This window comes from Streptomyces albus subsp. albus, from assembly GCF_000719865.1.
Classification (GTDB): domain Bacteria; phylum Actinomycetota; class Actinomycetes; order Streptomycetales; family Streptomycetaceae; genus Streptomyces; species Streptomyces albus_E.
The window spans coordinates 291221-304706 of the sequence record NZ_JOID01000008.1 but is presented as its reverse complement, the minus strand read 5'-3'; the positions used below and the strand labels follow the sequence as shown (position 1 = coordinate 304706).

General features: G+C 75.9%; 7 protein-coding genes and 2 tRNA genes. 4 read left to right on the top strand and 5 right to left on the bottom strand.

Going from position 1 to position 13486, the window contains the following annotated elements; all coding sequences use genetic code 11:
• Positions 1–64: 64 nt before the first annotated feature.
• Positions 65–262 carry a hypothetical protein gene (locus IF83_RS0110170; RefSeq protein WP_030543762.1) on the bottom strand — a complete coding sequence of 66 codons (198 nt, stop codon included), beginning with the start codon at positions 260–262 and terminating at the stop codon, positions 65–67.
• Between the two features lie 243 nt (positions 263–505).
• On the opposite strand from IF83_RS0110170, the gene IF83_RS0110165 reads away from it, so the two are divergent.
• Both IF83_RS0110165 and IF83_RS0110160 read left to right on the top strand, forming a co-directional pair.
• Positions 506–1021 carry a MarR family winged helix-turn-helix transcriptional regulator gene (locus tag IF83_RS0110165; RefSeq protein WP_078843330.1) on the top strand — a complete coding sequence of 172 codons (516 nt, stop codon included), beginning with the start codon at positions 506–508 and terminating at the stop codon, positions 1019–1021.
• 74 nt (positions 1022–1095) lie between these two features.
• Positions 1096–2841, top strand: a complete 1746-nt coding sequence (locus IF83_RS0110160; protein ID WP_394297310.1) for an MDR family MFS transporter — start codon at positions 1096–1098, stop codon at positions 2839–2841.
• 55 nt (positions 2842–2896) lie between these two features.
• On the opposite strand, the gene IF83_RS0110155 is transcribed toward IF83_RS0110160, so the two are convergent.
• The 3 genes from IF83_RS0110155 to IF83_RS0110145 form a co-directional block, all read right to left on the bottom strand.
• Complete coding sequence (locus IF83_RS0110155; RefSeq protein ID WP_078843329.1) at positions 2897–3949, bottom strand: amidohydrolase family protein; 1053 nt, start codon at positions 3947–3949, stop codon at positions 2897–2899.
• A gap of 274 nt (positions 3950–4223) precedes the next feature.
• A tRNA-Arg gene (locus IF83_RS0110150) sits at positions 4224–4296 on the bottom strand.
• Between the two features lie 190 nt (positions 4297–4486).
• Positions 4487–4576 (bottom strand) — tRNA-Ser (locus IF83_RS0110145).
• A 520-nt stretch (positions 4577–5096) separates the two neighbouring features.
• Between IF83_RS0110145 and IF83_RS0110140 the strand changes: the two genes are divergently transcribed.
• Both IF83_RS0110140 and IF83_RS0110135 read left to right on the top strand, forming a co-directional pair.
• Positions 5097–5582 carry an SSI family serine proteinase inhibitor gene (locus tag IF83_RS0110140; protein WP_037679393.1) on the top strand — a complete coding sequence of 162 codons (486 nt, stop codon included), beginning with the start codon at positions 5097–5099 and terminating at the stop codon, positions 5580–5582.
• Between the two features lie 385 nt (positions 5583–5967).
• Entirely contained in the window at positions 5968–10908 is a 4941-nt protein-coding gene (locus IF83_RS0110135) for a PAS domain-containing protein (RefSeq protein ID WP_078843328.1), read from the top strand.
• Positions 10909–11757: 849 nt separating this feature from the next.
• Here IF83_RS0110135 and IF83_RS0110125 read toward each other — a convergent pair.
• A complete protein-coding gene (locus IF83_RS0110125; protein ID WP_030543756.1) occupies positions 11758–13407 on the bottom strand; it encodes a long-chain fatty acid--CoA ligase in 1650 nt (549 codons plus the stop codon).
• Positions 13408–13486: the final 79 nt, after the last annotated feature.

Here is a 13486-nt window from a genome sequence, read left to right as displayed (position 1 = left end):
TGACGAAGGGGGAGGCGCGGCACGACGGCCGCGGCCGGGCCGGAACCCGGTGCCGGGCGGCGGCTCAGGCCAGGGCGAGCCAGGCCACCCCGGCGATGATCACGATCGCGGCGAGAACACCGACGATCAGACCGACGCGCGGCCCGGAAGCGGCGGGGGCGGGCTGCCGCTGCGGAGCGCCCTCGTCGACGAAGGCACGGAACATCTGGGTGCTGCCCGCGGGGTCCTGCTGGGGCGCGGGGCCGTGAGGGTTGTTCGTCATGGGCGGACCCTAGCGAACCTCCGCCCGCCCCCCAACCCCCGGGGCCCGCGGGCCGTCCGCACACCGGGGCCGGGGCTCCGCCTGGGACCGGTTCGGCACCCCGCCCGGTCCAGGACGCATCCACGAGCCGCCGGCCGCCGCGCCGTCTTTCCCGTTCCTTTACCCGTACCGGCCCCACAGGAACTTGCCTTCAGCAACCAACAGAACTTACCGTTGCCCTGAGCAACTACCAAGGAGGGCTGTGTGGCGGAGCTGAGCCATTTCGAGGAGCTGGCCCGCCGTCTCGGCGGCATCGAGGCGGTGAGGCGCGGCCTCTCCCGCGCGCTCCCGCCGGACTGCCAGCCCGCCTCGACGACCGTGCTGGCGCTGCTCCACCACCACGGCGAGATGCGCATGAGCCGGCTGGCCGAGCTGCTCGGCATCGACATGTCCGTGACCAGCCGGCACGTCGCCCATGCCGTCGACCGCGGCTGGATCGACCGCGCGCCCGACCCGCTCGACAAGCGGTCCCGGCTGCTCAGCCTGAGCCCCCGCGGCCGCGAACTGCTGCGCGGGGTGTCCGCCCGCAGCGCGGCGACCCTCGCCGAGGCCCTGGCGGACTGGCCCGACGAGGACGTCGAGCGCCTCAGCGAACTGCTGGCCCGGCTGCGGGCCGGTTTCGACACCTGCCGGAGCCGTGACCGGCACCCGCGGACCGCGGTCGCCGGCCCGGCCCCAGCAGCCGGTCACGCCTCCGCCCCCGCGTCCACATCCCCGTGAGCTCCGTGCTCCCCTTCCGCCCCGCTCCCCTTCCGCCCAGTGCTCCCGTGATCTCCGTGAGGAAAAGGAACCGTATGGCCACCACCCCGTCCGCCGGCGCGCGGAGGGACGCCGTCCCCGGCTCGTCCGCCGGCGACACCCCGCCCATGACCCACCGGCAGATCATGGAGGCGCTGTCCGGACTGCTGCTCGGCATGTTCGTCGCGGTGCTCTCGTCGACCATCGTCTCCAACGCCCTGCCGGAGATCATCTCCGACCTCGGGGGCGGGCAGAGCGCGTACACCTGGGTGGTCACCGCGTCCCTGCTCACCATGACCGCGAGCACCCCGCTGTGGGGCAAGCTCGCCGACCTGGCGAGCAAGAAGACCCTGATCCAGCTGTCCCTGATCGTCTTCGTGCTGGCCTCGGCCGGCGCGGGGCTCGCCCAGAACACCGGCACCCTGATCGCCTTCCGGGCCGTCCAGGGTCTGGGCATGGGCGGCATGACCGCGCTCACGCAGATCGTGATCGCCGCGATGATCTCGCCCCGCGAGCGCGGCCGGTACAGCGGCTATCTCGGGGCGACGTTCGCCGTCGCCACCGTCGGCGGCCCGCTGCTGGGCGGGGTCATCACCGACACCTCGTGGCTCGGCTGGCGCTGGTGCTTCTACGTCGGTGTGCCGTTCGCCGTCGCCGCGCTGATCGTCCTGCAGAAGACCCTCCGGCTCCCGGTGGTCAAGCGGGAGGTGAAGGTCGACTGGGCGGGCGCGTCCCTCGTCGCGGCGGCCGTGTCGCTGCTGCTGACCTGGGTGACCCTGGCCGGCGACCAGTACGCCTGGGCTTCCTGGCAGACCGCGGTCATGGTGGGCGGCTCCCTCGTGCTCGGGCTGGCCTTCGTCCTCGTCGAGTCGCGGGCGAGCGAACCGATCATCCCGCTGCGCCTCTTCCGCAACCGGACCATCACGCTCACCTCGCTCGCCAGCCTCTTCGTCGGTGTGGCGATGTTCGGCGCCACCGTCTTCCTCAGCCAGTACTTCCAGCTCGCCCGGGGCGAGTCGCCGACCATGTCGGGCGTGCTGACGATCCCGATGATCGCGGGGCTGTTCCTCTCCTCGACCGTCTCCGGCGTCCTCATCACCCGGACCGGCCACTGGAAGCGCTGGCTGGTGACGGGCGCCGTCCTGCTCACCGCGGGCCTCGGCCTGCTCGGCACCATGCGCTACGACACCGCCTACTGGCAGCTCGCCGTCTTCATGGCCGTGGTGGGGCTCGGGGTCGGCATGATGATGCAGAACCTGGTGCTGGCCACGCAGAACCAGGTGGAGCCGGGCGACCTCGGGGCGGCGAGCTCCGTGGTGGCCTTCTTCCGCTCCCTCGGCGGCGCCATCGGCGTCTCGGCGCTCGGCGCGGTCCTCGGCCACCGCGTCACCGGCTACGTCCGCGAGGGCCTGGCCGGGATCGGTGTCCCGCGGTCCGGCACGGGCGGCGGCATCCCGGACATGGACACGCTCCCCGCGCCGGTGCGCACGGTCGTCGAGGGCGCCTACGGACACGGCGTCGCGGACATCTACCTCTACGCGGCCCCGATCGCCCTGGTCGCGCTGGTGCTGACGCTGCTGATCAAGGAAGTACCGCTGAAGACGGCCGGCGGCCTCCAGGAGGCGGCCGCCCGGCGGGCCCCGGACGAGAAGGCGACGGCCGGCCGGGAGACCCCGGACGCGGAGCAGGTGACTCCCTCGGATACGGAAACCACCGCGGAGGCCGGAGCCCCCGCGCGGCTCGCCGCCACCGGAAGCCACCGGTCGGCCGCGGCCGCCCTGCAGGACGGACAGCGCGGCTGAGGCACCAGCCGCGCCACCCCGCACGACCCCCGCCCGGAGCGGACGCCCCCTCGGTTCACGGGCCGTCCGCTCCGGGCGCCGTGCGTTCCGCGGGCCGGATCCCGAAGTCGCGGGCCGCGTTGTCGTGGCAGACGGCCCGGAGCCAGTCGTCCCCGAGGTCCAGCCGGGCCAGCGCCCGGAGCGCGTGCGCGTACGGGTAGGGGATGTTGGGGAAGTCGGTACCCAGCAGCACGCGGTCGCCGAGCGCGGCCAGCCGGGGGAGCTCCGCCCGGGGGAAGGGGGAGAGCTCCTCCGAGAAGTCCGTGAACGCCATGGTGGTGTCCAGCCGCACCCCCGGATGACGCTCGGCGAGCTCCAGGAACTCCGCGTACTCCGGCATGCCCATGTGGGCGACGATCAGCCGCAGCCGGGGGTGACGGGCGAGCAGCCGGCGGACCGGATCCGGACCGGTGAACCTCCCCGGGGCGGGCCCGGAGCCGCAGTGGATCACCACGGGGACGGCGGCCTCCGCCAGCAGCCCCCACACCGGTTCGAGCAGCGGGTCGTTCGGGTCGTACGCCCCCACCTGAAGGTGTGACTTGAAGACGCGGGCACCGCCCTCGACCGCCGCCCGCACGTACTCCCCGGCCCCGGGCTCGGGGAAGAAGGTCGCCGAGTGCAGGCAGTCCGGGGTGCGGCGGGCGAAATCGGCGGACCAGGAGTTGAGCCAGGCGGCCATCCCCGGCTTGTGCGGGTACAGCAGCGAGGTGAAGGCGCGCACGCCGAAGGCCCGCAGCAGGGCGGTGCGTTCCTCCTCCGGCCGACGGTAGGTGATCGGCCAGGGGCGGCCGGTCAGCGGCCCGGCGGCGTCGAAGTAGGCCCAGACCTTGAGCAGCACGCGCTCCGGCATGAAGTGCGTGTGGACGTCGATCAGCCCGGACAGCCCCAGCTCCCGCCGGAACCGGGCCACCTCCCGCACCTCCGTCCCTTCTCCCACCGGCCCCTGCACCGAGCCCTCCACCGGGCTCTTCCCGGGCCGCCGGGATACGCCGGCCGGGGCCCCGCTCCCGGCCGGGCCCGCGCCCCGCACGGCGTACCCGGGCGCCCCGGTCCCCTCGCTCTCGCTCATACGGCATGCTCCCCGGCTCGGCGTTCACGGAGCCGCCAGTATGCGACGCCGGCGTACGCCGCCCTGCCGCCCGTCCCCCCGGCGCGCGACGAGAGCGGCCACACGATCCGCGCGCCGGCCGCACTCGGGCGGGCAGGGCCGGGCCGGCGCGTGGGGCACCGCGCGGCTGCACGGCTGCACGGCTGCACGGCTGCACGGCTGCACGGCTGCACGGCTGCACGGCTGCACGGCAACGCAAGAGGCCCCCGGATGATCCGGGGGCCTCTGAGCTGTGCGCGCTCGGCAGGATTCGAACCTGCAACCTTCTGATCCGTAGTCAGATGCTCTATCCGTTAAGCTACGAGCGCTTGCTTTTCCGGCGTTTCCGGCCGGTCGGCGTTGCGGGAACAACATTACATGACCCGCCGCGTGAGGCGAAATCCATTGTCCGGACCCGCCCCCACCTGCGGAAATCACCGTTCGGGGACCTCTCCGGGACCTCGCGAACGGCGGAAGCCCCGGCCGACGGCCGGGGCTTCAATGATCCTGAGGATCGAGCGGAGGCTCCGGGATTTGAACCCGGGATGGGGGGTTACCCCAAACCGCATTAGCAGTGCGGCGCCATAGACCAGACTAGGCGAAGCCTCCACAGCCGCCCGCGTGACCGCGAGTGGCGTGTGCAGATGATGGCACAGCCTCATGGGCTGTCACCAATCGGACCCCACCGTACTCGGCGCGCGGGTCCCAGGGCAAAGCCCTTACGGTCCGCACCGGGATCAGCGGAGCGCGCGGAAGGCGCGGTGAAGGCGGGCGGGCGCGCGCTCCCCGCCCCACCACCCGGCCGGGTCCCGTCACCCCGGCCGGACCTTGTCATCCCGGCCGCACGCCGGTGTCCGGCGTGCCCCGGCGCGCGGCGTGCCCCTGCGCTCGCGGCATCCGGCACGTCGCCCGCCGCCCCCACCCCCCGATGCCGGGCCCCGCACCGGGCAGGCCGCACCGAGGTGGGAGCGCTCGTACGTACGGACGCGGCCGGGTTGCGCAACGCAATGGCGCCCACAGCGTTAGGAGAGACGGGGCCCGTGGGTCCGGCCGGACCCCTCCCGCCGGGACGGCGCGAGAAGCGTCGTCCCTCCCCGTCGCCCGGTCCACCGCACCCCAGGAGACACCCATGCCGCTCCGCCGTCTCACCACCGGCGCGCTCTGCGCGCTCGCGCTCCTCACCGCCGCCCCCGCGGCCGGCGCCGTCGCGCAGCCGTCCCCGTCGTCCCCGCCGTCTCCCCCGGCCGCGCCGGCGGACGGCCACCGGGTGCCCCCGGCGGGGGAGGACCGGCTGGTCATCGTCGTCCGCGACGGCGGCAGCGGACGCGTCCCGGAGGGCCGGTACTCGCTCGACTGCCATCCGCCGGGCGGCACCCACCCCCGGGCGCGGGCCGCCTGCAAGCGGCTGGACGAGCTCACCCGGTACGGCAGGAACCCCTTCGCCCCGGTCCCGCCCCGTACCGACTGCACCATGATCTACGGCGGCCCGGCCACCGCCCGGATCACCGGCTCCTGGGCCGGACGTCCGGTGAACGCCCGCTTCAACCGCGTCAACGGCTGCGAGATCGCCCGCTGGAACCGCCTCCGCCCCGTCCTTCCCGACGTGGGCCACTGACCGGGCCGGCGACCGGACCGGCGTGTCCGGGACCCGAGGGCCGGGGCCGGCGGGCGCCACGGAACCGGGCGGCCGGAAGCGGAGGCACCGGAAGGGGCCGGGCGGCTCCGCACGAACGTCTCCCTCCTCACCCGCCCGGGCCGCCGCCGGCTCGCTCGGCGGCCGCATGGCGGCTCACCCGGAACCCGCGGGCACGGCCACACGCCATATGCCCGTTTCGCCCGGACCTGCGCCGACCCGCACAAGGTCAACTTCTCCCCTCCCCTCATCCACCGCCGTCCGCCGGGCGGCTGCCCGTAGACTCCCTTCAGTGACAGACCTCGGAACGCGCGCCAGGATGCCCGGGACTGTCGGCAATACGCGGTAACAGGAAGGAAGCGCCGTCGTGAGCAGCAGGCCATCCCGAGGCGCTGCTCGCCTCGCCGCCATACTCGACGCCCTGCCCGACGCCCTGCTGCTGGTCAACTGCAACGGCACCGTCGTCAACGCCAACACCATCGCCCTGGAGACCTTCGAGTCGCCCGGAACCGCGCTGGTCGGCCGCGGTCTGCTCGACCTGCTGCCGTCGTTCGACTCCAAGCGCATCCCCGGCTCGATGCGCCGTCCCGACAAGGGCGACGAGGGCCGCACCAAGCCGACCCGCATGGTGGCGCGGCGCACCGACGGCAGCGAGTTCCCGGTCGAGGTGACCAGCGCGAACCTGGAGGACGGCCGCACGCCGTACGAGTCCGCGTTCGAGGCGGCCTACGCGGACCACCACCACTACACCGGTGACGAACTGCTGATGCTCGTCGTCCGCGATCTGACCGGCACCCTCGACACCGAGGCCGAACTCGCCCGCCAGCAGCGCCAGACCGAGATGATCCTGCGCGCGGCGGCCGAGGGCGTCATCGGCGTGGACGGCGAGGGCCGGGTCGTCCTGGTCAACCCCGCCGCCGCGCAGATCCTCGGCTACCGCGCGAGCGATCTGGGCGGCAAGGAACTGCATCCGCTGATCCAGCACTCGCGCGCCGACGGCTCCCCGCTGCCGTTCGAGGAGACCCCGCTGGCCGGCACGCTCAAGTCCGGGCTGAAGCACCGGATGCGCGGCCAGGTGCTGTGGGCGAAGGACGGGCGGCCGGTGCCCGTCGACCTCACCACCGCCCCGGTGCGGGACGGCGACCAACTGGTGGGCGCCGTCCTGGCCTTCACCGACCGGCGGCAGTACGACGCCCTGGCGGCCCGGCACGCCCAGCTGCTGGCCGTGCTGGACCAGTCGCTGCGCGGACCGCTGGACCAGCTCAGCGGTGAGCTCGGCGGGCTCGCCGCCGACCCGGGCGGACAGCTCTGGCCCGAGGCCAACCAGATCCTCCACCACCTGGCCGCCGGGTACTCCCGGATGACCACCCTCGTCGACAACGTCCTCGCCTATCAGCGGCTCGACGCCGGCAAGGAGAAGCTGCGGCGCGAGCCCGTCCCGATGGACGCGGTCGTCGCGGCCGGCGTCGAGGGCGCGATCGAGCTGATCGGACCGGGGCGCGCGCAGTTCGCGGTGCACGCCCCCGCGATCGAGGCGGAGGTCGACGGCGAGCGGCTGGCCACGGCCCTGGCGCACCTGATCGCCGATGTGGCCGGGGTCGACTCCACCGGCAACACGATGGCCGGAGGCGGCTCCGGCGACTCCACGATCGTCGTCGCCGCCGCCCAGCGCGGGGAGGTCGTACGGATCGAGGTCCGCGGGCCGTACACGGCGGGCGACCCCGTGCACGGGCCGATCGTGCGCGGCATCGTCCGGCGGCACGGCGGCGTGCTGCAGACCCACGAGGTGCCGGGGGTGGACGGCAGCGCGTACGTGCTCGAAGTGCCGCTCACCGCGGACGCCGGTGCCGCCGCCCGGCCGCAGGGCGACGCCGACCGCGACCGGGAAGGGGAGACGGCGGCCACCGTGATGCCGGTGCCGACCGCCCCGGCGCGCGGCACACCCGAGGCGCCCGGAGCCCCCGGCATGCCGAACGCCGGTGCGAGCGCCCCGGCCCACGAGACGGACGGCGGCACGGCCTCCGACGGCCCGGACGCGTCCGCGGCGGCGCCCGCCGGTGCCCCGGCCGGCGGGCCCGCGGAGAGCGGTCCGGGCGACGGCTCCGGCGCCGCGCCGGGCGTTCCGGTACCGGCCCGCCCCGGGCGGGGCCCGCGCCGGGAGATCGGTCCCGGCCCGCGGAGGCCCGCGCCGGCCTCCCCGCACCCCCCGTCGCAGACCTCCGCCGGGCGGCGCGCCATGCCCGCGCTGCCTCCGGCCGCGAGCGACGCCGGGCGGCAGGGCGGAACGGCCGCCGCCGAACTGCGCCCGGCCGGGGGCGGTCTCCAGAACCCCGGCGAACCGGCCGCACCCGTGCCCCCCGCGACGCCCGTGCCCCCGGCGCTCCCCGTGGCACCCGCGCACTCCACGGCGCCCCCGGCGACCGGTGACGCGGGGGACCCCGCGACCGTCGCCGCTCCCCGGCCCACCGGCCGGCGCCGCGGCCGCCCCAGCCCCGCCGAGGAACGGCCCGGAGCGGAGAGCGTTCCCGTCCCGCCGCAGGCGGAGACCGCCGCTCCACCGGGCCGCCGGGCACGCCACGGCGGTCCCCCCGCCGACGCCCCGGAGGGTGCGGGCTCCCCCGGCCCGCAGCAGGCCCGGCCCGCCCTGCCCGCGGCCGGGGCCGCGACCGGGGCCGGGGCCGCGCCCGCGACCGGGGCCGCACAGCCGTACCCGCGGCCCGGCGCCGAACACCCGGCTCCCGCGCCCCACCAGGCCGCGGTGGCGACGACGCCCACGACATGGCCGGCGCCCCAGGAGGACGCCACCGGCGAGGACGCGTACGCGTCCGCAGCGCACCGGGCCCCGTCCGCGGAGAACGCCCCGCAGCAGCCCCCGGCGGGCCGGCGCGCCCGCCGGATTCCCGGTCCGGCCGGTGAGCCGGGAGCCGTGGAGCCCGTGCCGAACGCGGGCGAGGGCTGGGGTGCGCAGCCCGCGCCCGGTCCGGCCGCGCTGCCGCGCCCGGCGCGGCCGCAGGACGCGCAGGCCCCCGCGGCTCAGCCGCAGCCCGGCGGCGGTACGGGCGCCGGCGGACCGCAGAGCGGTGCCCTCCCCCAGCAGGTGGCCGGTGCCCCCGCGGGCCGGCGGGCCCGCCGTGCCCTCGCCCCGGGCGACCGCCCGATCCCGGAACAGCCACAGCCGCAGACCCGGCCGCAACCGCGGCAGCAGGCGCCCGGGCAGGCACAGCCGGCGCCCCAGGCACAGCCGGGCCCCGCCGAACCCGCCGCCGGGCGGCAGGCGTTCGCGCTGCCGCCCGCCGAGGCCGACCGGCTGCCGCCCCCGCCCTCCGGAGCCCCGGCCGTCGCCGTTCCGGTGCCGCCCGGGCCGGGGGACGCCCCGCCCGTCCCGGCCCCTGGTGGTGACGCGGGCGGCCCGCGGCCGTACGCCCCGGAGAGCGCCGCTGTGCGGCCGTACGCCCAGGACACGCCGACCGCCGGCGGGTCCGGGCAGCAGGCGCGGCAGCCCCAGCCGCCGCGCCCACAGCCCGCACAGCCGTACGAACAGGAGGCGTACGAACAGGAGGCGCACGGCCCGTTCCCCTCCGACCCGGACGGGGACCACACCCCTCCGCAGCCGCATCCGCTCCCCTCCGGCCGCCGCCGTGCCCGCCCCGCGCCCGAGGCCGAGGCCGGGCCGGAGGGGCAGCCGCAGCAGGGGTGGGGCACCGAGGGCTGGGACGGCCGGCCGGCCGCGTCCCCCGCCCCGGCGCCCACCACCGGTCCCGCGCCTGCCGCCGTGTCGCCGGCACCGGCCGCGCAGCCGCCGGCGCAGCCCGCTGGGTGGGGTACGGACGGCCGGGGGGCCGCTGTCGCCGGTCCCGCGGGCGGGCCGCAGGAGACCGGTACGGGCCCGTATCCGCAGCAGCCCGCCGCGGACGGCGGGGCCCCGTCCCCCGGCGGCACCGCCGCCACCGGCCGCCGCGCCCAGCCGGCGCCGGAGCAGGCGCCTCAGCCGGCACCGCGCCGGGCACAGCCGGCACCCGCACCGCAGGCGCCCCGGCAGGCCGTGCCTCTCGGGCAGAGCCGGCAGGCCGCACAGCAGCAGACCCGGCCGCCGCTTCCCGCCGCCCAGGAAGCGGACACCACTCAGGGGCGCTCGATCAGCGTGCGCACCCTCGGCCAGGGTGTGCCGTTCGTCCAGCAGATCGCCGACCGCAGCCGGACGCAGCAGCAACAGCAGCAGCAGCAGCAGCCACAGGCTTCGCCCCCGCAGCAGACCCAGCAGCCACGGACACAGCAACAGCCGCAGACCGCCCCCCAGCCGGCCGGCCGGCGCCGCAAGCTGGCGGCCCCGCCGGAGACGGAGCCCGCCCCGGCGGCCGCCGCCGCGCCCCCGCCCGCGCCCGCACGCAGGCGTCCCGGGCAGCAGGCCGCGCCCCAGCCGAACCCGCAGCAGCCGCCCCGGCTGCTGGACTCGCAGGGCGACGGCCGCGCCTACGCGATAGGCGCACCCCAGGAAGGCGCGGAGGGCCCGGAGCCGCTGGACGGCCCGAACGGCGCGGTCGACGTCACCGATGCGCAGGCAGGTCCGCCGCTCGACGACGAACTGCCGCCGGAGCCGCTGGACAATCCGCGCCGGCTGCTCGTCTGGCCGGTTCCCGACGCGGGCACCCAACAGGCGCTGAGCGACCGCGGCTACCGTCCGGTGATCGTCAACTCCCGCGAGGAGGTGGACGCGCAGATCGCCGCCTATCCCGCGGCGCTCTTCGTCGACCCGCTCACCGGGCCGATCACCCGCACCGCGCTGCAGTCGCTGCGGGCCGCCGCGGTCGCCGCCGAGGTGCCCGTCCTCGTGACGGCCGGTCTCGGCCAGGCCACGCGCGAGGCCGCGTACGGCGCCGACCCGGCGGTGCTGCTGAAGGCCCTCGCCCCGCGCGACAGCGAGCAGCACCCGCCGCGCGTCCTGCTGATCGAGGAGCGCGACGCGATCGCGGGCGCCCTGGCGGCGACCCTGGAACGGCGCGGGATGCAGGTGGCGCGCGCCGTCTCGGACGCCGACGCGGTCACGCCGGCGGCGCAGATGCGGCCGAACCTGGTGGTGATGGACCTGACGCAGGTACGCCGCCGCCGGGCCGGAATCGTGGACTGGCTGCGCGCGAACGGGCTGTTGAGCCGCACTCCGCTGGTCGTCTACACCTCGGCCGGCATCGACCCGGCGGATCTGCACCTGCTGAACACGGGCGAGACGGTGCTGTTCCTGGCCGAGCGCTCGACGAGCCCCGAGGTGCAGGACCGTATCGTCGACCTGCTGGCGAAGATCGGCGCCAACTGACCGGCACCGGCCGGGTCCCCGCCCCTCATAAACGACCGGACCCGTCCCGATGGCCGGCGCCGTGACGGCGCTTCCGGGCAGCCGGGCGGCGTCCGGCCGCCGAACGCGGGCAAGACGGTGCTGTTCCCGGCCGAACGCTCGACGAGCCCCGAGGTGCAGGACCGTATCGTCGACCTGCCGGCGAAGACCGGCGCCAACTGACCGGCACCGGCCGGGTTCCCGCCCCTCACGAACGACCGGGCTCTCTCGGCGGCCGGCGCCGGGACAGCGCTTCCGGGCAGCCGGACGGTGTCCGAGCCGGCTTCCGTCGCCGGACCGGTTCCCGTCCGGGCTTCACCGGGGGACGGCTCGACAGCCCGGCGAGGCCGGAGACCGAGCCGTTCCCCGGAAGCTCCGGACACGGACACGGACACGGACACAGGCACCCGACGCGGCACTCCAAGCGGAACAGGCCGGCCCCAGGTACAGGCGTGGAGCCGCAACGGGGCCTCCTGCCGACGGCCGTCAACGCGACCGTTCCGCCGCCACCCGCCAGCCGGCAAAGCGACGGCGGCCAGTCCGAATGCGGAGCCGGCCGGCGCCCGGAGCCGAAGATCCAAACCGGCTATCGGCCGCCAGCCACCCGCCCGTGGGCGGAGCGACAGCGGCCGGTCGCGGGCCGGATGTGGAGCCGGCCCGCGCCGAGGGCCGAAGACCGGAAACCGGCAACCGGCAACCGGCCGCCGCCACCCGCCTGTGGGCAGAGCGACAGCGGCCGGTCGGCGGGCGGTCCGGAACCGGCCCGCGCCGGGGCCGGAGGCCGAGGACCGCAAGCCGGAGGCCGGGGGGACCGGGGCCGGAGCCCCGTCGTCATACCTGCGTGACGTCCAGCTGCCCGTCCGCGTACTGCCGGCGCAGCACCTTCTTGTCGAACTTGCCGACGCTCGTCTTCGGCACCGACTCGATCACCGACCACCGCTCCGGCAGCTGCCAGCGGGCGATCCGCTCACCGAGGAAGGCCTTGAGCGCTTCCAGGTCCGCGGTAGCCCCCTCCTTGAGCACGACGGTGGCCAGCGGGCGCTCGCCCCACTTCTCGTCCGGAACGGCGACGACCGCCGCCTCCGCGACCTCCGGATGGCCCATCAGCGCGTTCTCCAGCTCGACCGAGGAGATCCACTCGCCACCGGACTTGATGACGTCCTTGGCGCGGTCGGTGAGGGTGAGGTAGCCGTCCGGGCTGATGGTGCCGACGTCACCGGTGCGCAGCCAGCCGTCGGGGCTGAACTTGTCCTCCGGGCGGGAGGGTTCGCCGTCCGCGCCGCCGTAGTACGCGCCCGCGATCCACGGTCCGCGCACCTCCAGTTCGCCCGCGCTCTGCCCGTCCCACGGCAGGAAGTCACCGCCGGGCCCGGCCAGCCGCGCCTCGACGGAGGCGGGGAAACGGCCCTGCGTGACGCGGTAGGCCCAGGCGGCCTCCTCGTCCGCCCCGGCCGGGGGGTGCGCGATGCTGCCGAGCGGCGAGGTCTCCGTCATGCCCCACGCGTGCACGACGGTGATGCCGTGCCGCTCCTCGAAGTCCCGCATCAGGGACGGCGGGCAGGCGGAGCCGCCGATGACGACGCTGCGCAGCGAGGAGACGTCGCGCGGCTTGGCGTCCAGCTCGGCCAGCAGGCCCTGCCAGATGGTGGGGACGGCGGCGGCGATCGTCGGCCGCTCGGCCTCGATCATCTCGGCGAGCGGCGCGGGCTGCAGGAAACGGTCGGGCATCAGCAGCGAGGTGCCGGCCATGAAGGCGGCGTGCGGCAGGCCCCAGGCGTTGACGTGGAACATCGGCACCACGGGCAGCACGGTGTCGGCCCCGGTGGCGCCGAAGGACTCGCCGCTGTTGGCCTGCATCGAGTGGAGATATACCGAGCGGTGGCTGTAGGCGACGCCCTTGGGGTCGCCGGTGGTGCCGGAGGTGTAGCAGAGGGCGGCGGCCTCGCGCTCGTCGATCTCCGGCCAGGCGTAGTCGGACGGGCGGCCGGCGATGAGCTCCTCGTAATCGTGCACGCGGGGGCGGCAGCCGTCCAGGACGGAGCGGTCGCCCGGCCCGGAGACGACGACGTGCTCGACGGTGCCGAGCGCGGGGAGCAGCGGGGCGAGGAGCGGCAGCAGCGAGCCGTCCACGAGGACGACGCGGTCCTCGGCGTGGTTCACGATGAAGGTGAGCTGGTCGGCCGGCAGCCGGAGGTTCAGGGTGTGGAGCACCGCGCCCATGGAGGGAATCGCGAGATACGCCTCCAGGTGGGCGGCGTTGTTCCACATCAGCGTGGCGACGCGCTGGTCACCGTGGACGCCGAGTTCGTCGCGGAGCGCGTGCGCCAGCCGCCCGGCGCGCTCCCCCACCTCGGCGAAGGACCGGCGCTGCGGTGCGCCCTCCCCGGTCCAGGTGATGACCTGCGAGGTGGCGTGGATCGTCGAGCCGTGCCGCAGAATGCGGCTCACGGTCAGGGGTACGTCCTGCATTGTGCTCAGCACCGTCGGCCTCCCGGGGCAGCGGTTACACAGCGGTAATGTGCCGCTGATTCTGCGGCCATACCAAGCGGTATGTCACTAC

Bases quoted from the DNA above. Each gene is read 5' to 3' on its own strand.
- IF83_RS0110140 (WP_037679393.1), top strand. From the start codon at position 5,097: ATGCCGCTCCGCCGTCTCACCACCGGCGCGCTCTGCGCGCTCGCGCTC.
- IF83_RS0110155 (WP_078843329.1), bottom strand. From the start codon at position 3,949: ATGAGCGAGAGCGAGGGGACCGGGGCGCCCGGGTACGCCGTGCGGGGC.
- IF83_RS0110160 (WP_394297310.1), top strand. From the start codon at position 1,096: ATGGCCACCACCCCGTCCGCCGGCGCGCGGAGGGACGCCGTCCCCGGC.
- IF83_RS0110170 (WP_030543762.1), bottom strand. From the start codon at position 262: ATGACGAACAACCCTCACGGCCCCGCGCCCCAGCAGGACCCCGCGGGC.